The following is a 20,169-nucleotide window of genomic DNA, read 5'->3' on the forward strand; positions in this document are numbered from 1 at the left end:
GTTAAATCTTAATTATCCCCTGCCCCGAGCACAGGTGATCCACCAGGGCCTTCATCGTGCCTCCTTCCACCTCCTCTATCGTTGTGAGGTCCATGTGGTTCAAACAGGTTCCGCATGCATAGAGGTGGACTCCCCGTTCGCGAAGGATCCTCAGGTAACAGGCTACAGGAGAATCTTCTGTACAGAGGCGCACTCCCGTATTGTAAAAATAGATCGATTCGGGCAGGGTATCTGCATCACTCAAGGATGTAAAGAATTTTTCAATCAGAATCGACCCGAGTTCATCATTCCCCCGCCCCATCACGTCACTGTCGACCAGAAAGGTCGTCATTCATCGTCCTTATCTTTACGGGCGATTCGGACGATACTCACAGTATCCCTCTGAATGAATGCAGCGGCACAGTCGGAACAGAGGTGGAGTTTCTGACCCTGGACGTCCATGCCGGGGGGGGTCTTCTTGATTATGTATTCAGCGGAGTTCTGATGGCAGCGTTCGCATTTCATGCCTGTATTGTACCCCACCCGAAAGATGGGGCCAAGCCCTTCAACAACGCCCGATTATGAGATACGCCAGGATTCTGCCTGAGTGCGGATTGGAAAGAAAACCAAAGTTTATGATCCCCGGGGATCATGATGTTTTATTGCAGATTGGAGAGACCCTTCTGCAGACGCATCAGGACACGCTCTTTGCCAATTAGAGATAACACCTCGTAGATGCCAGGACCTACCGGCTGACCGGTCACCAGAACCCGGATGGCATTATTGATGAGACCCATCTTCACATTTTCCCGCTCACAAAAGGAAGTAATCGCAGCGTCAAGGGGATCGTGCTCAAAGGGGTCGATCTCTTCCAGTAAAGAAATGACCTTCGGAAGCAAATCCAGCAAAGGCTCCGCCTGCTTAAGGACACGTTTTTCATACCCTGCCGGATCCATGGCGTATTCATCAGAAAGGTAGGCCCGGCCCAGCGTGGCAAAGTCTTCCAGAGAAAAAAATCGCTGACGCAACTGGTCCATGCATCGGATAAACCAGTTTCGACATTCATTCTCAAACGAATCAGACCAGAGATCGTGCTTCTGAAGTATCTGCCTGATCCAGGGGATGAGTGTTTCGATCGGCGTGGAAGAGATGTACTGGCCGTTCATCCATATGGCTTTTTTATCCGTCCACTCCCCTCGCGACTCGTCAAAGTTAAAGACGGCGTTCGCGCGGTTGACACGGGAGAGATCAAAGAGTTCAACCAGCTCGTCCATGGACATGATCTCCCGGTCCTCACCGGGATTCCATCCCACGAGGGAGAGAAAATTTACAAAGGCGTGAGGCAGAAATCCACGATCCCGGTATGCTGTAACGGAAACGACTTCACCGTGCTTGCGTTTCGAAAGCTTACTCTTGTCCGGAGCCAGAATCAGGGGAAGGTGGGCAAATTCAGGAGTAGGTTTTCCCAGCGATTCATAAAGAAGTATCTGCTTGAAAGTATTGGCCAGATGGTCCTGGCCCCGGATGACGTGGGAAATATTCATGGAGGAGTCATCCATAACCACGCTTAAGTTATAGAGGGGAGAACCGTCCGGCCGCACCATGGCAAAGTCTTCCATCTCCGCCGTGGACCGCTCCTGGGGTCCGTAAACCAGGTCCTGAAAGGATACGATTTTACCGGTCTCCCGGGGAACCCGAAAGCGGATCACGTAAGGAACACCCCTCTCAGCCATAGCCTTCGATTCCTCCGGATCCATGGATCGGTACCGCTCATCGTACCGCCAGGTCTTTCCCTCCTTCATGAAGGCTTCCCGCTGTTCTTTCAGCTCGTCGGATGTGGCAAAGCAGCGGTAGGCGGCACCCTGATCGATGAGGCGATTCGCGGCTTCCACGTGATCCTTGAGACCCTGACTCTGATAGAAGGGACCTTCGTCCCAGGAAAGTCCCATCCACTCCATGCCTTCCAGGATCGTGGCGATCGCGGCCTGCGTGGACCGTTCAACATCGGTATCCTCGATCCGAAGGATAAAGGTTCCTCCACGCTTGCGGGCGAAGAGGTAATTATAGACGGCGGTTCGGGCTCCTCCGACGTGGAGGTATCCCGTGGGGGATGGAGCAAATCGTACTCGGACAGTCATAGCGCGGTATGGTACAGGAAGGTCATGCCCGTGTAAAGCACGAGGAGGCTAACTCGCCACCTGCATGGCCTTTTCAATTTTCGCCCATGAATCTTTCAGGGTGACGCTCCGGTTAAAGACCGGACCGCCCCTGGAGGAATCCGGGTCAACGGTGAAATATCCCTGGCGTTCAAACTGCAGGAAGTCTCCCACCCTGAGCTCCGCCGCGGCGGGTTCGATGCGGGCATTGTCCAATACTTCAAGGGAATCCGGATTGATCCCTTCCTTGTAATCCTGACCCTCCGGAACATCCTCAGGATCCTGGGAGAGAAAGAGATGATCGTAGAGCCTGAACTCCGCAGGAACGGCGTGCCTGGCGGAAACCCAGTGGAGGGTGGCCTTCACCTTCCTGCCGTCCGGGGAATCCCCTCCCCTGGTTTCCGGATCGTAAGTGCAAAGAAGCTCAATAATCTCACCTGTTTTCGGATCTTTCACAACATCATTGCAGGTGATGTAATAGGCGTATCGAAGGCGGACCTCTCTGCCGGGGGACAGGCGGTAAAACTTCTTTGGTGGATCCTCACGGAAATCTTCCTGCTCGATATAGAGCTCCCGGCAGAAGGGCACCTTACGGGTTCCACCTTCCAGATCCTCCGGATTATTGATGCAATCCATAGACTCGACCCGGTCTTCCGGGTAGTTCGTGATGGTGACTTTCAGAGGACGGGCCACACCCATGTAGCGGGGAGCCCGGCGATTGAGATCTTCACGGAGGCAGTGCTCCAGCAGGGCAATATCGACGGTACTGTCCCTCTTGGCTACACCGATACGATCACAGAAATCGCGGATCGATTCCGGTGTGTACCCTCTGCGCCTCAGTCCTGACAACGTGGGCATTCGAGGATCGTCCCACCCGGAAACAATTCCGCTTTTCACCAGTTCGAGAAGCTTGCGCTTGCTCATAACCGTGTGGGTCAGGTTGAGGCGAGCAAACTCGATCTGCTGGGGGGCATGGATGCCCAGTTCCCGGATAAACCAGTCGTATAGGGGCCGATGGGCCTCGAACTCCAGCGTACAGATGGAGTGGGTGATTCCCTCGATCGAATCGGACTGCCCGTGGGCCCAATCGTAGGTTGGATAGACACACCATTTGTCCCTCGATCGTGGGTGAGAGGCATGGAGAATCCTCACCATGACCGGGTCCCTCATGTTTAGATTCGGATGGGCCATGTCGATGCGGGCCCGGAGAACCCTTGCTCCGTTGGGAAATTCTCCGGCCTTCATTTTCTCGAAGAGATCAAGGTTTTCTTCTATGGTTCTCTTTCGGTACGGACTTTCTTTTCCAGGTTCGGTGAGCGTTCCCCGGTATTCCCGAATTTCATCGGGAGTGAGGTCGCAAACGTACGCTTTTCCCTTCCGTATCAGGGCAACCGCCCACTCGTAGAGCTGCTCGAAGTAATCGGAGGCGTAGAACTCCCGGTCCTCCCAGTCAAATCCGAGCCAGCGGACATCGTGCCGGATCGCGTCGATGTACTCCTGATCTTCCTTCAGGGGGTTCGTATCGTCGAATCGCAGGTTGCACTTCCCGCCATACTCCGCCGCCAGGCCGAAATTCAGGCAGATCGCCTTGGCGTGACCGATGTGGAGATAGCCGTTCGGCTCTGGGGGAAAGCGGGTGTGGACCCGGCCGTCATTCTTCCCGTTTTTCCGGTCCTCATTGATGATCTGCTTGATGAAATGAACCGGGGAAGATGTCTTTTCTCCCGACGCCTCACTCTCTGTAACCGCAGCCGATCTTTTGGAATCATGTTCATTGACCATACAAAGCCTCTTTCATGTTCAGAACTTCCGAAGCAAAAATTGTAACACAGGAGAAGCCTGTGCGCCGGTCATCGGGAAAGGAGTGAGGGGAATACAGGAAGCTTTGCATCGAATAATCGAGTCCGCATCGTGCTAGAATGGGGACATGGCAAGGGGATCCGGTCTAATTCTAATTCTGTCGTATTTTATTTCGGGTATCTCCCTCAACCTTTCTGCCGCCGGCCCCTGTGCCACAAAGCTGAGTTCAAATTTCACCTGCGCCACGATTACCCTGGACCAATCGGAGTTTACGGGACCGGGCCCCTATCCCCTCACCTTTCACGTCATTCCCACTGCCGACAACCCTCTGTACCTGTGCGAATTCAGGTTTTTTGCCCCTTACCTGGTTGTCCAGGCGGTTTCGACAAACCAGGGAGACGAACCCGACCTGATACCATCCGACTTCCCCATTTTCAACGACTGGGCCACGAGCTACACTCTCAAATCTCTGCCAAGAATTCCAGTCCAAAACGAACTTACATTTACAATCTGGGTGGAAAGCCATGCCCGGTACCAGGAATTAAGGTCACCCTTCCAATTTTCCGTGGAGTTTTCTGACTCGCAGAGTTGTCCACACAACGGAACGACCTGGAGCAGCTTGCGGGATGTACTATCGGTTACCCGCATGAGAGATGACTGCCTCGACCTGTCGATCGAACTGAGTACCTACTTCTGGAACCAGGATGAAACGGGAACGATGCGCTTTTCCGCGATCAATCACTGCGGACGAGTCATGGGTTCAGATTCAGAAACAGGCATGGGAATGGTTCTGTACACCGGTGCCTTTACCCCTGTCGTGTCGATATCCGAATCGAACGCGACGGGTTGGATCCAGGATGAATGGGGGTATACGAACGCCTATTTTGCTCCGCTGCAGCCAGGGGAAGAGGCATGGATCGAGGTGACCGTCACTGCGAAGCGGCCCAATCTCAGCGACCAGCCGGGCCATACCTTTCCTTCCATCTATTGGTTTGAAGAACATTCCCTCTATGATGGAATGACGTACCGGGACTTCCATCAGACGTCGAACTATGTTTGCAATAAAGATGATGACGGACAAAGGACCCGAAGGACCGAATCAAGACTCGAGATTGGGACAGAACTCCCATGAGTGTCCAACGGGGTTTGTTGCTCACACTTTTCATCTCGGCCCATCTCTTCGCCGGACACGACAATCCTGTCTGTAAGGTCACCGATTCCCTTCGAATCTGTATCGACGGGCCCAATAAGATCCTCCAGGGAGAAGAACCTGTGTACAGGATCTGCTTTACGAATGTTTCGACTCAGCTGGATTGGTGGACAACAGGGATTGGAAACGCCTATTCCCTGATCAAACGATACGATTCATCGGTCGTACTGTTGACAACTGAATATCCCCATCCGACAAATCCGTCATGGTACAGCCATTCCCTTCACGTTGGGCCTCTCGAACCCGATCAGACAACCTGTGTGGATCTAAAGCTACTGCAGACCAACAATGAAAGGGAAACATGGGATCTTTGGAATCATAATCTTGTGATCACGGTAAATCATTCCGCAAAGAAACTTGTACCCTTTTTCTATAATCAGCCGGATCTTGGAATTGTACAAATGATAAATGGACCGAGCCGTGTTGAAGCAGAGCGACGGGTTTCATTTACGTACATCCTGGAAAACCGGACCGGGTACGATCTTTCTGTATCGACGGATAACGTCCCCACATGGCAAATCTTCCTCCCGAACGGTATTCTGAATCCGCAAATAAAAGCTTCCACTCTGCCGCCCCCCGAAATGGAAACGATTTCCTCCGAGCTTTTTTTCTGGGGCTCAGCCTTTCTTAGGTACACGTTTTCTCCTGTACATCTTGAACCTGGAGCAATGCACTCCGTCACAATCGAGTTTTCCATCCCGAAAGATTGGTTTTTCCCGGATACCTATTCTGCACTCCCCCTGCTTACCCTCTTCATTAACAGGAACAGCTCTCCCGACGATGACATCCCCTTCATCCACACCTTTCAGACCTCCAGCTTCATCGTCCTGGAATCTCTAACTCCATAAAAACAAAAAGGGCGCCCTTCGGCGCCCCGGTAACATGTTATTTCCTGTATGGATGTCAGTCGCGGGAAATCCGTTTGGCAACGGAGATCTGGGTGTGGGCCTTCAAAAGCTGAGCCCTGGCTTTAACCAGTTCCTGCCCGTAGGTCTTCTGCATGGCTTCCTGGGCGACCCGGGCCTCTTCTTTTGCCTTTTCCACGTCAATTTCTTCCGGCTTTTCAGCCTCCTCCGCCAGGATGATGATTCTGTCAGGAAGGATCTCTGCAAAGCCATGGCTGATCGCGAGGTACGATTCCCTCACCCCCGTCCGATATCGGAGCTCTCCGATTCCCAGGGTGGCCAGAAGAGGCGCATGCCCCGGCAGAATCCCAGCTTCACCTTTGAAACCCGGAAAAAAAACGCTATCCACGTCGGAATCAACAAGTTTCCGGGTCTGGGTGACGATTTCCAGCTTCATCAGGCAGCCTCATCCGCGAGACGTCTGGCCTTTTCCACGGCTTCCTCGATGGTTCCCACCATGTAGAAGGCCTGTTCGGGAAGGTCATCGTGCTGGCCCTCCACAATGGCCTTGAAACCCTTGATCGTATCTTCGAGTTTGACGTATTTTCCGGCCATACCCGTGAACTGTTCCGCGACATGGAAGGGTTGAGAGAGGAATCGCTGAATCTTCCGTGCGCGTGCAACCGTGATCTTATCGTCCTCTGACAGTTCTTCCATACCCAGGATCGCAATGATGTCCTGAAGATCCTTGTATCGCTGGAGAATTTCCTGGACGCGCCGGGCCACCATGTAGTGTTCATCTCCGATAATCCTTGGATCCAGAATCTTGGAGGTAGAAGCCAGGGGATCCACAGCGGGATAGATCGCCAGCTCGGCAATCTGTCGGGAAAGTACCGTAGTGGCGTCCAGGTGAGCGAAGGTCGTGGCCGGCGCAGGGTCGGTAATATCGTCCGCGGGAACGTAGATGGCCTGAACCGACGTAATCGAACCTTTTTTTGTAGTCGTGATCCGCTCCTGCAGTTCACCCATTTCAGTGGAAAGGTTCGGCTGGTACCCTACGGCCGAGGGCATACGGCCAAGCAGGGCGGACACTTCGGATCCGGCCTGAACGAAACGAAAGATATTATCAATAAACAGCAGTACGTCCTGTCCCTCAGCATCACGAAAGTATTCCGCAACGGTAAGCCCCGTGAGACCAACCCGCAGACGGGCGCCCGGGGGTTCGGTCATCTGGCCATAGATCAGAGCGACCTTGGATTTTCCGGGCTGAAGCTTGATTCTGCCCTTTTCATCACGGATGATTTCCCCGTCCTTATCCTTCTCTGCGGCGATAACGCCCGCTTCCTGCATCTCGAGCCAGAGGTCGTTTCCTTCACGGGTCCGCTCCCCTACGCCTGAAAAGACGGAGTAGCCGCCGTGCTTTAAGGCAACGTTGTTGATCAGCTCCATAATGAGAACGGTTTTGCCAACTCCGGCTCCCCCAAAGAGTCCGGTCTTTCCACCCCGGGTGTAGGGCTCGAGGAGATCAATAACCTTGATACCGGTTTCAAACATCTCTGTCTGGGTCGATTGTTCATCCAGAGAGGGGGGCTCCCGATGAATGGGCCAGCGTTCGGAACCTTTCACTTCACCGAGAAGATCAACGGGGTCACCGACAACGTTCAGCACCCGCCCGAGGGTTTCCTTCCCAACGGGGGTTGTGATGCCCTTTCCGGTATCCAGGGCATCCATGCCTCGCACCATTCCATCCGTCGGGTGAAGGGCGATACATCGCACAATACTTTCCCCGAGATGTTGAGCGACCTCGGCGATGACCCGGATGGGAGGTTCTGCTTTGGTATCTTCAATCAGAATAGCTGAATAGATTTCCGGAAGTTTGTCCTCAGGAAACTTCACGTCGACTACGGGGCCAACAATTCGTACGACAGTACCAACATTCATCCTTTCCTCCTTCATCCGGCCTGGGATCCCGAGACAATTTCAATCAATTCTTTTGTAATGGCTGCCTGACGTGTCCGGTTATACACAAGTGTCAGGGAATCAATCATTTCTTCTGCGTTACGGGTGGCACCCTCCATGGCTGTCATCCGGGCTGCATGCTCCGACGCGGCCGATTCCGACAGAATCCTCCAGATCTGAAACTGAACGTAACGTGGGAGCAAATCGTTCAGGATAGAGACCTCATCGGGTTCGTAGAGGTATTCAACACCGTGTCCGCCGGAGAATTCTCCCGGATCTATGGGAAGAATCCTTCGTTCTGTCACCCGCTGAACCGACATGGAGACAAATTCGTTGTACACAATATAGACACCCTGAATCTCTCCCCTTTCAAAGGGAGCTACAACATCCTCCGCGATCGCCTTTGCGTGTTCCGGCTTCAGATCACCAAATACTCCGTCATAGCTTTTCAGGATAGGGTGAGGGTGGTGCTTAAAATAGTCTCGGCTCTTCTTTCCTACAAGGATCATTTCCGAATGCCACTCAGGGTGGTTTGCATAAAAGTGTTCCACGGCCCGGAAGGTATTGCTGTTGAACGACCCGCAAAGACCACGTTCCCCGGACAGGACAATCACAATGACCTTTTTCATTTCACGAGGCTCTCGCAGCATGGGATAATGTGCAGGATCAATCCGCGTAACCAGGCTTCCCAGGACTTCCTCCAGGGCGGCCGCATAGGGGCGCGCTGCATGTACCCTGTCCTGGGCACGGCGCAGTTTCGCAGCAGCCACCATCTTCATGGCCCGCGTAATCTGCTGGGTATTGCGGACCGATCGGATCCGCCTTCGTATATCCCTGAGATTAGCCAAGGACAGACTCCGGGTGTTCCTTGGCGAAACGCTCCGAAAATGTTTTACAGGATTCCTTCAGCTTGACCTCGAGATCTCCATCGATGTCCTTTTTCTCCTTCAACGCCTTCAAAAGATCGGTTTTTTCCTCTTTGAAGTAGGCATGGAGTTCTCGCTCGTAGAGATTAACGGCTTCAATGCGCACTGTATCGATAAAACCGCGGGTTCCGGCAAAGATGGAAGCCACCTGCATTTCGACATCCATGGGCACGTACTGGGGCTGTTTCAGCAATTCGGTCAACCGTTCACCCCGGGCTAACTGGCGACGGGTTGCGACGTCCAGATCGGAGCCAAATTGGGCAAATGCGGCAAGCTCCCTGAATTGCGCCAGATCCATACGGAGGGTTCCCGCCACCTTGCGCATGGCTTTAATCTGCGCACTGCCTCCGACCCGGCTCACCGACAGACCCACATTGACGGCGGGCCGGATTCCGGAAAAGAAGAGATCGCTTTCGAGGTAAATCTGACCATCCGTGATCGAAATGACATTGGTGGGAATATAGGCCGATACGTCACCCAGCTGCGTCTCGATAATCGGGAGAGCGGTAAGAGACCCACCACCCAGCCGTTTGTCCAGGTTCGCCGCTCTCTCCAGCAGACGGCTGTGAAGATAGAAAACATCACCGGGGTAGGCTTCACGGCCGGGGGGACGCCGTAGAAGAAGGGAGATTTCCCGGTAGGCCTGGGCGTGCTTGGTCAAATCGTCATAGACACACAGGGCATCTTTCCCCTCATACATGAAGTATTCGCCCATGGCACATCCGGCATAGGGCGCCAGGTACTGGAGGGTAGCCGCGTCGGAAGCAGAAGACGTAACCACGATGGTGTGATCCATGGCTCCGTGCTGTTCAAGAGTCTTGATGACCTGAGCCACGGTGGATTGCTTCTGGCCGATAGCGACATAGATGCAGACAACATCTTTCCCTTTCTGGTTGATAATGGCGTCCACTGCAATTGCAGTTTTTCCTGTCTGTCGATCGCCGATGATGAGTTCACGCTGTCCACGACCAATCGGAATCATGGAATCAATCGATTTCAGACCCGTCTGCAGGGGCCTCTTGACCGGCATACGATCGACAACACCCGGAGCAATCCTCTCGACGGGGTAAAATGATTCTGTCTTGATCGGTCCTTTTCCGTCCAGAGGCTGACCCAGGGGATTGACGACACGACCGAGCATGGCTTTACCAACGGGAACCTCGACAATGCGTCGAGTTCGTTTCACGAGTTGACCCTCGGCAACTTTCTGGAATTCCCCCATAAGGACCGCGCCCACGCTGTCCTCATCCAGGTTCAGTGCGATACCATAGATATCTTCACCAAAATCGATCAGCTCTCCCGCCATGACCTTTTCGAGGCCGTAGATGGTGGCAATTCCATCCCCTACGCTCATTACGGTGCCAACTTCTTCCAGATCAACATCGGGTTTGTGACCCTCCAGTTGTCGTTCCAGGATTTCAGTAATCTCTTTTGCCTCAAGAGCCATGGAGTTTTCCTCCCGTCAGTTTTTTCAGGTAACCTTTCATGCTCGCATCAATCAGGTAACTTTCCGACCTGATGACAAATCCTCCCAGGATGGAGGGATCGATCACAACTTTGAAATGGGGATCCCGGCCGATCAGGGTCTTCACACGGCCCCGGATCGTTTCGATTTCCTTTTCGGATAGCTGGTGGGGGACAGTCAATGAAGCGACGAGTCCACCCTGCTCCTCCACCTGAAAATCCTTCAGCGTACCGAGAATGTCGGTGAGAATTCCCAGGGCATATCGGCGCATAAGAAAATCCATAAATCTCTGCACCAGAGGGTGGGAATTTTCCGTTAGTTTCCGAACTACCTCAGCCCGATTCCGGATGGGGATAAGTGGATTTTGGAGATTACGGATATAGTCCGGCCTGGAATTCAGGCCCTGGTTGAGCTTTTCCAGATCACGCATGGCGTCGTCCAGGACCTTTTCATTCCGGGCCGCGTTATAGATCGACCGGGCATAAATTCGAACGGTAGCCCGGTTCATGAGGAAATCTCCTCAAGCATTCGTTCGGCAAAGGCTTTTCGATCCTTATCCTCAATCTGCTCCGTCAGGATCTTTTCCGCCATTTTGGAAGAGAGTGCGAGAGTTTCGGAGCGCAGGTCTTCCCGGGCCACACGAAGCTGCTGTTCGATGGCATGATCCACCATCTTCTTCTGCGTTTCCAGATCTTTTTTCAGAGTTTCACGAGCTTCCTGTTCAAGTCTATGGATTTCCTGCTCAAAGCGCTCCTGAATGACCTTTTCTTCCATCTCGTAGGATTTGATCCGTTCTTCCAGGTCAGTGAGCAGATTCTCAGACCGTGCTATCTTATCCTTTGCCCCCTGAATCTCATCGGTAATCGCCTCATCCCGGGATTCAAAAAATTGCCGGATCGGCCTGGCGATGAGGAGAAAAAGAAGGCCAAAGAAGAGGACAAGATTCAGGGCCTTCAAGACCACCGTAAGCATAGTGTCCCCACCCCCATGGGCTTCCGAAGCCATTAACGGTGCCGAGAAGACGAGGAATGCAATAAGAAACGCTGTCCTACGCAACTTTCCTCCCCAGGATCCGCTCGGCAAGAGTGACAGCCAGCTGCCTGGCAAACGCTTCAAGATCCTTCTGGGCCTTATTTCTCTCCGATTCGATCTTTCCCAGGGCTTCTTCAAGACGGGCATCTGCGTCTTCCCGGGCCTTTTTCAATACCACAGCCCTCTCGTCGGACAGCCGGGCACGCACCTCATCCCGTTTAACTCGAAGAGATTCACGTAGAGTCCGGATTTGCGTTTCTCGCTCTTCAACGGTTTTGTTAACTTTTTCCTCTGCATTCTCCAACCGGGCGTCAGCCTCGGCTATGGCCTTTTCTCGACTTTCCATCACTCCATATAGCGGCTGAAAGACGTTCCGATCCAAGACAAAATAGGCGAGCCAGAACATCACCATCATGGGAACAATGGAAAGATCGAAAGGAACTCCCGGAATCATCTCATAGGGAAGAATTCCCTTTGCATTCAGCACAAAAGCGAGAACGCATACACCGATCACCATCACGGGAAGGAGGTACCGATACAATCGTTTCATAAGGGACATTTTCTACCATAAAGAGGGGGAAAGGTCAACCTTTTCGCCCCTTTAGTGACAAGCTGCTATCCATTCTCGACTCCATGGTTCAGATTCGCCAGCGTCAGTATTCGGTGTACCGCATCCTCGGGATTCTCGGCTTCCAGAACATCCTCAATCGGGAAGAGGGGATGGGCAAGCTTCCAGGAATGCAGGAGAACGACGGGTTTCCCATTCTTTCTGGCGAGAGCGATCTCCGAGAGGGTTCCCCAGCCGCCCCCGATGGCAATGATGCCATCGGAACTCAGAACATTCAGCACATTTCTGGCATCACCCAGACCCGTAAAGATGGGAATCGAAACGTAGGGATTGGGGGGTGATTCAGATGGGTTTCGTCCTGGAAGAATTCCCAGGACCATTCCTCCCGATTCCGCGGCTCCCCGGGCAGCCGATTCCATCACACCGCCCCGTCCTCCGCAGAGGAGGATAATCCCCTTTTCCGCCAACATTTGCCCGACACGATAGGCCTGCCGGGCCTCCCCCTCGGAGCATACGTGTCCACCCATGATCCCGATAATGAGGGATGCAGAGGATACGTTCACCGGGGAGCAGGTCAGAAACGCAGACGAGCGGCGACGTCAGTGCCGTCAAGGGACATACAGACTTCCACCCGTCCCCCGTCTTTTTCGACTTTGTTTACCGTGGCATCCACAAGATCCGAGGTCGTGACGTCCCCGCCGCATATGGGACAGCCAAGAGGTACTTTTTCGCCAAGCACATCACAGGCGGGGCAGAGCCATCCCGGCTTGGAATCTCCAGCCTGCAAAAACAGAGTGGAGATTCTGGATTGGTTCACGGCAGGCACAATCTGATCCCATCCTTCCAGAAGAGACCCGGACGAACGAAGCTTGATGAGCTCCTCATGCGCTTTTGCCTCTTCGGATTTGCGGATGATATGCACGGCCGAGTGGATCATCTCCTCCACTCGCTCCCCGATATCCAGGGTGAGCGTACCTGCAATTCGATCGGTGACCCGTCGCGGGAGCGTCTTTGTGAATTGAGAGAGGATGTGATCCTGTCCTGACAGGACCACGCTGGCAAAGGATTGAGCATCCCAGATTTTCACCACGGATTCGGCTACATTTTTGAGATGTCTCAGCATATGTTCTTCGGTATGCCTCTGGTATCGAGCCTGGGCCCACCCTCCCCCATCGGTACGTCCCGGGAAATCCTCCGAAATGATCGTTTCTTCCGCTGTGGCTTCGGGAGTAATTCGAATGATTCGACCTTTGTCAGAACTGACCGCGACCAGCAGTGTACTTTCATAATCGTCCACGATCCTGGCCAGCTGACGGAGGTTGGGCGTGCTTCCCAGAGACCACTGGTCCCGCACGGGAACCCAAGTCTGAACATCCGCTTTGAGTCCAATAGCAGAGCAGGTAAAAATCGCGATCCCATGAGTCGTGGGTCGAACATGGTTCTCCAGATAATCCTGGATTTCCTTGATATCTCTGCTGAGGGATTTCTCAAGACCTCTCCGATCAATTTCCTTCTGCATGTTTTTTAGAAAAATTCTTACGCGGTCCAATTCCTTGGCTTCGCGATGGGAATAGTGAAGGTACAGAGAGATAATGGGAACATCCTTACTGCGAGCTTCGCTGAGCTGTTTTATTTTATCTTGCAATGACATGGAGTGTAGCCTCCTTACGGAACGGCTTCTTCTGAATCCACCTCTGCCATCTTACGTTCGTATTCCTCCATCTCTTTATCTGCTTTGATGTTATTCTGGAATTTATTCTTGGCATCTTTTTCAAACTGAACCATCTTGGCATCGCCAATCTGTTCGTAGATTTTAATGGCATCGTCAAACTGCTGCAGCTTGTGGTGGTTATAGGCCATTTGCTCAAAGGCATTTTTCTGCTTGGCCTTGGGAAGAAGTTCAATCGCTTTTGTGAGTTCTTTCTGTGATTCTTCATACCTGCCCAGGAGACTCAGGGCCTTTCCCGCGTAGAAATACGAGTACCCGTCCTTAGGATTAACCGATTTCGCCTTGCCGAATTGCTGAAGCGCATCTTCAAGCATCTTGGCTCCAAGCATGGTCTCACCCGCTAGCAGGATCGTGTCATAGGTGGGGTCGGACTGTGCAACTTTCCTGGCTTCCAGAGCAGCTTTCTTATACGCGTCCACCTTGGCCTCCCCGCTCTTTCTCCGAGCTTCCTGGTTCAGAGACTGAACATACCAGTATCCTGCCCGGTCACTTTCCACGCCGGCTTCAATGGCAGTTTTCAGATTGGCTGACGCCTTCGTATAATCTCCATTCTGGTAATGAGCCAGTCCTCCGTAATAGAGAGCGTTCTTGTCCTTATCGATCTTAATCGCCTCATCAAAGTCGGCTGCTGCAGCGGGGTGGTTTCCCGTTTGATAGTAGGCGAGACCCCGCTGGTAATGGACATTGAAACGGACCTTACTGTTTTGTATGGAAGAAGCCTTGACACCTTTGAGGGTGTCCGCAACCGCTTTAAAATCTTTCTTTGCAAAATAGAGGTTGCTTAAGGTCAGTGCAAGGTTGGCATCCGAAGGATTGAGAGAGAAGGCCTTTTTCAGACTTTGCAGCGCTTTATCATTCTGCTTTAGCTTCAGATAGCAGAGACCCAGCATCTGGTGTCCCTGGTACTGATCGGGAGCCTGATCCACTACTTCCTGGAAAAAGACAATGGCCTGTTCGTAGTCGCCGCGTTGGAACATCACCATCCCATCCTCGTATCCGGCGAACAGAAAGGAAGTCAATACGAAGATGAAGAAGGCAACTGACTTCACATGCCTCATGGGGTTTCCTCCTTAGGTTTGAGTTCGACAAGTTGCTGTGTGATCAGTCCGTAGAGGATCTTGGCCACATCAAATGTGCTCCAGTTCAGAACCTTCGACACTTCTCCGATGGATTTCACACCATCCATCTGGGTCACAACGGACCACTCGTATGGGGAAAGAATCACCTCTTTCTGCCAGTTTGGACGGTAGATCAGGTGAGGCACCAGATCCTCGGACGGAATCTTCTTTCTCAGGATCCTCCATTCATCCAGACGTCGGGCCGCCTCCATCAGCAGGTTGGTATTACTCTTCTGAATGGTTGTTTTTTCCGGCTCGACACCCGGCTGAAAGTGAAAATCTCCTTCCGGCCAGATACTCAAGGCATAGATGGCTTCTTCCCCTTCGAGAGCAAGATAGACCGCATGAACGATCTGCCCTTCCCTTAGATAGATCTCTCCCCGCTCTTCACCCTTCTCAAGGATGAATACTCCTGTTTTCCCGGAAACGCTGACAAGCTGAATAATGTCAGGTAAGGGAATCTCTTTTAGAGATCCTTGAAAGGCCATAAGGCTCCTAGTCGATACTGAACTTAACCGTTACCGTGTAATAGACCTTCACGGGCAGACCCGTGGATTTCCGGTACGCCGGTTTGAATTTCCATTTCTGTACCGCGTCAATCGCAGCTTCCGTGCAGCCCATGGGAAGACCACGAAGCACCTTCACATCTTCGACTCTTCCTTCCCGGGTTACGGTAAGCTGGAGAATGACAATTCCCTGGATTCTAGCCTTTCGAGCAATTTCCGGATAGAGAGGCTGTGGAGCGTCGAGCTTCTCCGGAGCCTCAATATCCCCTCCAACATTAATTGGCTTTTCCTCGATGGCGGGTGGCGCCTCCGGGACACCGAAGAGTACGTCCATATCCGGGGGAATTTCATCCGCAATTTCGGGCTCGGGTTCTCGAATGGGCTCCGGCTCATCCGGGGTCGGATCGGGAATCGGTACCTTTTTCGTCTTTGGCTTGGGAATCTGCTGTTCCTTTGGCTTCTCCGGAGGTTTAAACTTCGGTGGCTTCATGACGAAAATACGCGTCTGCTGTTCGGAAATCTGAGCCTGATTCGCACCTTCAGGAAAGTGCCAGGCGAAAAGAACGACGTGTATGATCACCGCGATGACAAGAGCGATGTAGGTGTGCTTTGCGTCTTCCTTGGATTCGCGTGCCAGGGTTTCCAGAAAGGCTCGTTCGTGCTTAATAGCTGTTGGTTTCGTCATGATCAACCCCCGAAAAAGTCGATGCCGAACTGGGCGGAAATACCCTCGAGCTCACGCTTGGTGGGAATGGAAATATTCTTTACGGGGATTCCGATCTTGGCTTCAGACTGCCGCAGTTCATCGAAAACCGCCACCATGTATTTGTAGGGTGTCTCCGGTAAGGGGATGAGGATGACCGGTTTTTCCTTGTTGGCCTCAAGCTTGGGCTTGAGATACTCAAGAATCCCGCTCACCAGCATCGGTTTCTGGTCAACCAGAAGGGAGCCATCGGGCATCACCTTAATTTCAACGGACTCTTCAGCTTCCTGCTGCGCAGGCTGATCATCCTTTGGCAGGGTGAAGTCGAGACCCCGTGTCGCGGAAAAGACGGTGGTCACCATGAAGTACACAATAAGAAGGAAGGCGATATCCGCCATGGAAGATGTCGGGATCTCCTCATTCGATTGTCTTCGCCTGATTTTCATGAGGAACCTCCTTCCACTTCCTCCTGGTTTGTAAGGAGGAAGATATTCTTTGCGTGGGCCTGCTTCAGGTAATCAATGACTTCGTCGACTACTTTGTAAGGCGTATCCTCTTCGGCCTTGATCACGAAGGGCTTTTCAGGATTGCCGGAAGTCACCGCCAGCGCATAGGAAAGGATCTCTTCCGCTGTACTCACGGGCTGAGACATATCCTCTCCATTCGAGAAGCGGATAACTCCCTGTTTGTCCACAGAAACGTATGCAGATTTTTTGGGAATTTCATTCCTCTCCATCGATTTGGGAAGGATGACCTGCGCCCTGTCCACCTCTACATTAAAGGTGAGGATGAAGAATACAATCAGAAGGAAAGCAATATCCGCCATCGAAGCGGTGGGAATCGAGGAAGTCGGGGCGAATTTAGACCGAATTTGCATGGTCCCTCCTCACGATCCTAAAACGTTGCCTTCGCTCGCTTTTCCTTTATCGATTTCAGCAAGGGTTTCCATCAGGATATTGGAAGAAGTTTCAATGTCCCTGACGAACTTGTTAATTCGGCTGGTGAAGTAGTTATATGCCAGCTGCATCGGGATGGCGATAAAGAGACCCGCGGCCGTGGTAATCAGAGCTTCAGAAATACCCTGAGCGACAAGTGCGGGATTGGAAAGACCGGCCTTGGCAAGAGCGTCAAAGGACTTGATCATACCGGTAACCGTTCCAAGAAAGCCGAGCAGCGGACCAACGTTGGCAACGGAAGCCAATACGATAAGGAACTTCTCCAGACGTCCCATTTCGTAGACGGCCGCACTTTCAATCGCCTTCTCGATTTCTTCCTTCGGTTCGCCGTACTTCAGGAGACCGGCTTTCACCACAGAGGCGACCGGGCCTTTGTAACGTTCGCAAACCTTGATGGCTGCGTCGATATCACGATTCTGAATGAGGACTTTCCGCAGGTTGGTCAGAAAGTGAGCAACATTGATCTTGGCTTTTCCCAGGGTAATAAGCCGTTCGATAAAGACGGTGACACCGGCAATCGACAACACCAGCAGAAAGTGCATGACAATGCCGCCCTGACGGTAGTACTTGACAAGGGTTCCAAAGAAGTCCATGTGCAACTCCTCCTAAAATTTTATTGCCCCCGTCATACCCCGGGGTCGATCGGATGGTATCACAGAGAGCATGACCGGTCAAGATAGGAGACTCCCGAAAACTCAGGAAAGTTCCCGATGTAAAAATGCGTGACTCAACGCGACTGCGTATGCATCACTTACATCTTCCGGAATGTCTTCAGGAAGGCCCAGTGTCTTCACGACCACGTATCGAATTTGATCCTTCGACGCATTGCCGTACCCGGTGATGGCCGATTTCACGCGGGCCGGAGGATAGAGTGTCAGCGGGAGATCAGCCTGGGAGAATCGAAGGAGGATAATTCCGGACACTCTGGCCAGCACCACCGTTGTATGGACATTCGGTTTCGAAAAGAGATCTTCAAGAGCGCCCTGATGAGGATTCCAGGTTTCCAGATAGGCACCTACGGTGTCGTAGATCGACTGCAGCTTTTGTCCTGGAGATTCCCCCCTGACTTTAAGAAGGGTACCGTCCAGAGCTTCCGGTTTTCCTCCATGAACTCGAATGGCTGCAAGCCCGAGAAGTCGGCTCCCGGGATCAATCCCGACGATCGTAATGTCAGTCGACAAAATCCGCGTTGACCCAGACATTCTGGACATCATCATGATCCTCCAGGATATCCAGAAAGCGGATCAGCTTATCACCCAGAGCCTTGTCAACCTCCACAGTATTGGTCGGGATCATAATCCGTTCGGCGCTAATAACGGGAATTTCCTTTTCTTCAAACAGATCCTGCAAATCGGAGAGAGCATCTTCGGCACAGAGGACCTGATAATTTCCCTCTTCCGGTCCGATATCCTCCGCACCCCCTTCTGTGGCCACTTCAAAGAGTGTATCTTCCGAAAAGGTTCCATCCACAAGGATTTGTCCCTTCCGTTCGAAAATCCAGGAAACACAACCGTTTTCCCCCATGTTTCCACCATATTTCGAAAAGATATGACGAATATCCGCTGTTGAACGGTTGCGGTTGTCGGTAAGGACTTCCACAAACACGGCTACACCTCCGGGACCATATCCTTCATAGTGGAGCTCATCATAACTCACGCCGGGAAGCTCCCCCGTCCCTCTGCGAATTGCCTGTTCAATATTATCTTTGGGCATGTTGACTGCCCTTGCGGCCTGAATTGCGCTCTTGAGCCTTGCATTGCCTGCGGGGTCTCCCCCACCCGTTCTCGCGGCCACGGTAAGCTCTTTGGCAAGTCTTGAAAATGCTTTCCCTTTTTTTGCATCTTCCTTAGCTTTTTTGTGTTTGATCGATGACCATTTATTGTGGCCAGACATAACAACCTCCGTAGTATACAACTCTGTTTCGCGAGGAAGGATTATACCACGACTCCCAGCAGCCGATCCCCCTGACTGCCGGTGATCCGTACGCGGACAAACATTCCCTCCTCGACCTGTCTGTCCAGATCGACCCAGTGATTATAGATATCAATTCCTCTGGCTCTTCCGGCGGAAAGAACCTGCAGGACATTCCCCAGCCTGCGTCTACCCTCCGCCTCTCTGGATGCCAGGTCAAACCGCCTGATCATCGACATTCGTCTATGTACCTCTCTGTCCGGGACTGTTCCTTCCATCTCCGTAAATCCGGGACGGACACTGAACGTAAAGACATGGTGATAATCGAGCTGCATCTGATGGAGAAAGGTCATCGTCTCCTCCATATCAGATTCACTTTCCCCTGGATAGCCCACGATAAGATCTGTGCCGATCCTTGAATCAGGAAAGATGTCCCTGATCCGGCTGACAATTTCCGCAAACCGCGCCGGTTGGATCGGGCGACGCATGGCTTTAAGGATCTTCGAACTTCCACTCTGAAGGGGAAGATGAAACGTGGGGCAGAGACGGGTACAGTCCCTGAGCTTCTCAAACCATGAATTTTTGAATGCCCAGGGCTCAATCGAGCTCATTCTCCAGCGGTATTCTCCACCCACCTGATCCATGACATTCCATAGAACGGGTAGAGACATTTTCGGCGACAGATCACGACCCCATCCCCCGAGATAGGTTCCCGTAAGGATCAATTCGGGGACTCCCCGTGCAACCAGATCCCGTACATGGTGGCGTAAAGTTTCCAGCGGGAGGCTCCGTGACGGACCCCGAAGGGTTGGGACAATACAGTAGGAACATCGATGAGAACACCCTTCCTGAACCTTGACGTACACACGGGTTCGATCCAGCATTTCCACTACAGGCCTGAAAAACAGCCTGGCGGATTCTCCGATTTCATTATTCTCCCGCAGCCGTCCTTCGATAATGGACTGAATGCTGTCCCTCGCCGCCATGGGGATGATCCTATCGATACCCTCCGGCGGATTCAGTTCCGCGCTGCATCCTGCCAGGACAATGATTTTTCCTGGATCCTCACGACGGTTTTTTCTGACATACTGCCGCACATCCCGTTCCGCCCTGTGTGTTACGGCACAGCCTACGATAATGACGACACGGGCCTTTGCTTCCGTGTTGACTCTCTCATACCGTTCGGGATCCAGGGAAAGGGCGAGCGCCTCACCGTCAAACTGGTTCGTTCGACATCCGAAGATTTTCACAAAATAAGGCGTTCTTGACCTTTGACAAAGTTTCACAGGTTGTATAATATTAGACC

General features: G+C 52.5%; 24 protein-coding genes. 2 read left to right on the plus strand and 22 right to left on the minus strand.

Going from position 1 to position 20,169, the window contains the following annotated elements; all coding sequences use genetic code 11:
* Position 1: 1 nt before the first annotated feature.
* The 4 genes from PLD04_02275 to PLD04_02290 all read right to left on the minus strand — a co-directional run bounded on the left by PLD04_02275 (position 2) and on the right by PLD04_02290 (position 3,917).
* Positions 2-331 carry a hypothetical protein gene (locus tag PLD04_02275; protein ID HXK67145.1) on the minus strand — a complete coding sequence of 110 codons (330 nt, stop codon included), beginning with the start codon at positions 329-331 and terminating at the stop codon, positions 2-4.
* Positions 328-504, minus strand: a complete 177-nt coding sequence (locus PLD04_02280) for a hypothetical protein (protein ID HXK67146.1) — start codon at positions 502-504, stop codon at positions 328-330. The genes PLD04_02275 and PLD04_02280 overlap by 4 nt, the downstream gene beginning before the upstream one ends.
* Before the next feature lie 134 nt (positions 505-638).
* Positions 639-2,117 (minus strand): glutamate--tRNA ligase, encoded by a 1,479-nt coding sequence (gene gltX, locus PLD04_02285; protein ID HXK67147.1) that lies wholly within the window; start codon positions 2,115-2,117, stop codon positions 639-641.
* A 48-nt stretch (positions 2,118-2,165) separates the two neighbouring features.
* Entirely contained in the window at positions 2,166-3,917 is a 1,752-nt protein-coding gene (locus PLD04_02290; protein HXK67148.1) for a glutamine--tRNA ligase/YqeY domain fusion protein, read from the minus strand.
* Between the two features lie 145 nt (positions 3,918-4,062).
* Between PLD04_02290 and PLD04_02295 the strand changes: the two genes are divergently transcribed.
* Both PLD04_02295 and PLD04_02300 read left to right on the plus strand, forming a co-directional pair.
* A complete protein-coding gene (locus PLD04_02295; protein HXK67149.1) occupies positions 4,063-5,067 on the plus strand; it encodes a hypothetical protein in 1,005 nt (334 codons plus the stop codon).
* The gene (locus tag PLD04_02300; protein HXK67150.1) at positions 5,064-5,993 is read left to right on the plus strand and encodes a hypothetical protein; all 930 of its coding nucleotides are present in this window, start codon (positions 5,064-5,066) and stop codon (positions 5,991-5,993) included. Before PLD04_02295 ends, PLD04_02300 begins: the two co-directional genes overlap by 4 nt.
* Positions 5,994-6,048: 55 nt before the next feature.
* Here the strand turns inward: PLD04_02300 and atpC are convergent, their stop codons facing one another.
* From atpC to PLD04_02390, 18 genes are all read right to left on the minus strand, one after another.
* Positions 6,049-6,447, minus strand: coding sequence for an ATP synthase F1 subunit epsilon (atpC, locus tag PLD04_02305; protein ID HXK67151.1), 399 nt, complete (start codon positions 6,445-6,447; stop codon positions 6,049-6,051).
* Positions 6,447-7,931: a F0F1 ATP synthase subunit beta gene (gene atpD, locus PLD04_02310; GenBank protein HXK67152.1), complete on the minus strand. Its 1,485-nt coding sequence runs from the start codon at positions 7,929-7,931 to the stop codon at positions 6,447-6,449. Before atpD ends, atpC begins: the two co-directional genes overlap by 1 nt.
* Positions 7,932-7,942: 11 nt before the next feature.
* Positions 7,943-8,797: an ATP synthase F1 subunit gamma gene (atpG, locus tag PLD04_02315; protein HXK67153.1), complete on the minus strand. Its 855-nt coding sequence runs from the start codon at positions 8,795-8,797 to the stop codon at positions 7,943-7,945.
* Positions 8,790-10,322 (minus strand): F0F1 ATP synthase subunit alpha, encoded by a 1,533-nt coding sequence (gene atpA, locus PLD04_02320; protein ID HXK67154.1) that lies wholly within the window; start codon positions 10,320-10,322, stop codon positions 8,790-8,792. The genes atpG and atpA overlap by 8 nt, the downstream gene beginning before the upstream one ends.
* Positions 10,312-10,848 (minus strand): ATP synthase F1 subunit delta, encoded by a 537-nt coding sequence (atpH, locus tag PLD04_02325; GenBank protein ID HXK67155.1) that lies wholly within the window; start codon positions 10,846-10,848, stop codon positions 10,312-10,314. Before atpH ends, atpA begins: the two co-directional genes overlap by 11 nt.
* Positions 10,845-11,396, minus strand: coding sequence for an ATP synthase F0 subunit B (locus tag PLD04_02330; protein ID HXK67156.1), 552 nt, complete (start codon positions 11,394-11,396; stop codon positions 10,845-10,847). The genes atpH and PLD04_02330 overlap by 4 nt, the downstream gene beginning before the upstream one ends.
* Complete coding sequence (locus PLD04_02335; protein ID HXK67157.1) at positions 11,389-11,922, minus strand: ATP synthase F0 subunit B; 534 nt, start codon at positions 11,920-11,922, stop codon at positions 11,389-11,391. The genes PLD04_02330 and PLD04_02335 overlap by 8 nt, the downstream gene beginning before the upstream one ends.
* Before the next feature lie 65 nt (positions 11,923-11,987).
* Entirely contained in the window at positions 11,988-12,503 is a 516-nt protein-coding gene (locus PLD04_02340) for a TIGR00725 family protein (GenBank protein HXK67158.1), read from the minus strand.
* An 11-nt stretch (positions 12,504-12,514) separates the two neighbouring features.
* Positions 12,515-13,591 (minus strand): Vms1/Ankzf1 family peptidyl-tRNA hydrolase, encoded by a 1,077-nt coding sequence (locus PLD04_02345; protein HXK67159.1) that lies wholly within the window; start codon positions 13,589-13,591, stop codon positions 12,515-12,517.
* A gap of 14 nt (positions 13,592-13,605) precedes the next feature.
* Positions 13,606-14,727 (minus strand): tetratricopeptide repeat protein, encoded by a 1,122-nt coding sequence (locus PLD04_02350; protein ID HXK67160.1) that lies wholly within the window; start codon positions 14,725-14,727, stop codon positions 13,606-13,608.
* A complete protein-coding gene (locus PLD04_02355; GenBank protein ID HXK67161.1) occupies positions 14,724-15,275 on the minus strand; it encodes a DUF4388 domain-containing protein in 552 nt (183 codons plus the stop codon). Before PLD04_02355 ends, PLD04_02350 begins: the two co-directional genes overlap by 4 nt.
* A gap of 7 nt (positions 15,276-15,282) precedes the next feature.
* Positions 15,283-15,978 (minus strand): energy transducer TonB, encoded by a 696-nt coding sequence (locus tag PLD04_02360; GenBank protein ID HXK67162.1) that lies wholly within the window; start codon positions 15,976-15,978, stop codon positions 15,283-15,285.
* Between the two features lie 2 nt (positions 15,979-15,980).
* Complete coding sequence (locus PLD04_02365; GenBank protein ID HXK67163.1) at positions 15,981-16,442, minus strand: biopolymer transporter ExbD; 462 nt, start codon at positions 16,440-16,442, stop codon at positions 15,981-15,983.
* The gene (locus PLD04_02370) at positions 16,439-16,873 is read right to left on the minus strand and encodes a biopolymer transporter ExbD (protein ID HXK67164.1); all 435 of its coding nucleotides are present in this window, start codon (positions 16,871-16,873) and stop codon (positions 16,439-16,441) included. The genes PLD04_02365 and PLD04_02370 overlap by 4 nt, the downstream gene beginning before the upstream one ends.
* 9 nt (positions 16,874-16,882) lie before the next feature.
* On the minus strand, positions 16,883-17,545 hold the full coding sequence (locus PLD04_02375; GenBank protein ID HXK67165.1) for a MotA/TolQ/ExbB proton channel family protein: 663 nt from the start codon (positions 17,543-17,545) through the stop codon (positions 16,883-16,885).
* A gap of 102 nt (positions 17,546-17,647) precedes the next feature.
* A complete protein-coding gene (locus PLD04_02380) occupies positions 17,648-18,154 on the minus strand; it encodes a crossover junction endodeoxyribonuclease RuvC (protein ID HXK67166.1) in 507 nt (168 codons plus the stop codon).
* A complete protein-coding gene (locus PLD04_02385) occupies positions 18,123-18,845 on the minus strand; it encodes a YebC/PmpR family DNA-binding transcriptional regulator (protein ID HXK67167.1) in 723 nt (240 codons plus the stop codon). Before PLD04_02385 ends, PLD04_02380 begins: the two co-directional genes overlap by 32 nt.
* 41 nt (positions 18,846-18,886) lie before the next feature.
* On the minus strand, positions 18,887-20,113 hold the full coding sequence (locus PLD04_02390) for a MiaB/RimO family radical SAM methylthiotransferase (protein ID HXK67168.1): 1,227 nt from the start codon (positions 20,111-20,113) through the stop codon (positions 18,887-18,889).
* Between the last annotated feature and the right edge of the window lie 56 nt (positions 20,114-20,169).

The organism is Thermoanaerobaculia bacterium (assembly GCA_035593605.1).
In the GTDB taxonomy this organism is placed as follows: domain Bacteria; phylum Acidobacteriota; class Thermoanaerobaculia; order UBA2201; family DAOSWS01; genus DAOSWS01.

Excerpts from the sequence above, each read along its gene's own strand:
- PLD04_02275 (HXK67145.1), bottom strand. The coding sequence starts at position 331 with ATGACGACCTTTCTGGTCGACAGTGACGTGATGGGGCGGGGGAATGAT.
- PLD04_02280 (HXK67146.1), bottom strand. The coding sequence starts at position 504 with ATGAAATGCGAACGCTGCCATCAGAACTCCGCTGAATACATAATCAAG.
- gltX (HXK67147.1), bottom strand. The coding sequence starts at position 2,117 with ATGACTGTCCGAGTACGATTTGCTCCATCCCCCACGGGATACCTCCAC.
- PLD04_02290 (HXK67148.1), bottom strand. The coding sequence starts at position 3,917 with ATGGTCAATGAACATGATTCCAAAAGATCGGCTGCGGTTACAGAGAGT.
- PLD04_02295 (HXK67149.1), top strand. The coding sequence starts at position 4,063 with ATGGCAAGGGGATCCGGTCTAATTCTAATTCTGTCGTATTTTATTTCG.
- PLD04_02300 (HXK67150.1), top strand. The coding sequence starts at position 5,064 with ATGAGTGTCCAACGGGGTTTGTTGCTCACACTTTTCATCTCGGCCCAT.
- atpC (HXK67151.1), bottom strand. The coding sequence starts at position 6,447 with ATGAAGCTGGAAATCGTCACCCAGACCCGGAAACTTGTTGATTCCGAC.
- atpD (HXK67152.1), bottom strand. The coding sequence starts at position 7,931 with ATGAATGTTGGTACTGTCGTACGAATTGTTGGCCCCGTAGTCGACGTG.
- atpA (HXK67154.1), bottom strand. The coding sequence starts at position 10,322 with ATGGCTCTTGAGGCAAAAGAGATTACTGAAATCCTGGAACGACAACTG.
- atpH (HXK67155.1), bottom strand. The coding sequence starts at position 10,848 with ATGAACCGGGCTACCGTTCGAATTTATGCCCGGTCGATCTATAACGCG.
- PLD04_02335 (HXK67157.1), bottom strand. The coding sequence starts at position 11,922 with ATGAAACGATTGTATCGGTACCTCCTTCCCGTGATGGTGATCGGTGTA.
- PLD04_02345 (HXK67159.1), bottom strand. The coding sequence starts at position 13,591 with ATGTCATTGCAAGATAAAATAAAACAGCTCAGCGAAGCTCGCAGTAAG.
- PLD04_02350 (HXK67160.1), bottom strand. The coding sequence starts at position 14,727 with ATGAGGCATGTGAAGTCAGTTGCCTTCTTCATCTTCGTATTGACTTCC.
- PLD04_02355 (HXK67161.1), bottom strand. The coding sequence starts at position 15,275 with ATGGCCTTTCAAGGATCTCTAAAAGAGATTCCCTTACCTGACATTATT.
- PLD04_02360 (HXK67162.1), bottom strand. The coding sequence starts at position 15,978 with ATGACGAAACCAACAGCTATTAAGCACGAACGAGCCTTTCTGGAAACC.
- PLD04_02365 (HXK67163.1), bottom strand. The coding sequence starts at position 16,442 with ATGAAAATCAGGCGAAGACAATCGAATGAGGAGATCCCGACATCTTCC.
- PLD04_02370 (HXK67164.1), bottom strand. The coding sequence starts at position 16,873 with ATGCAAATTCGGTCTAAATTCGCCCCGACTTCCTCGATTCCCACCGCT.
- PLD04_02375 (HXK67165.1), bottom strand. The coding sequence starts at position 17,545 with ATGGACTTCTTTGGAACCCTTGTCAAGTACTACCGTCAGGGCGGCATT.
- PLD04_02380 (HXK67166.1), bottom strand. The coding sequence starts at position 18,154 with ATGTCTGGGTCAACGCGGATTTTGTCGACTGACATTACGATCGTCGGG.
- PLD04_02385 (HXK67167.1), bottom strand. The coding sequence starts at position 18,845 with ATGTCTGGCCACAATAAATGGTCATCGATCAAACACAAAAAAGCTAAG.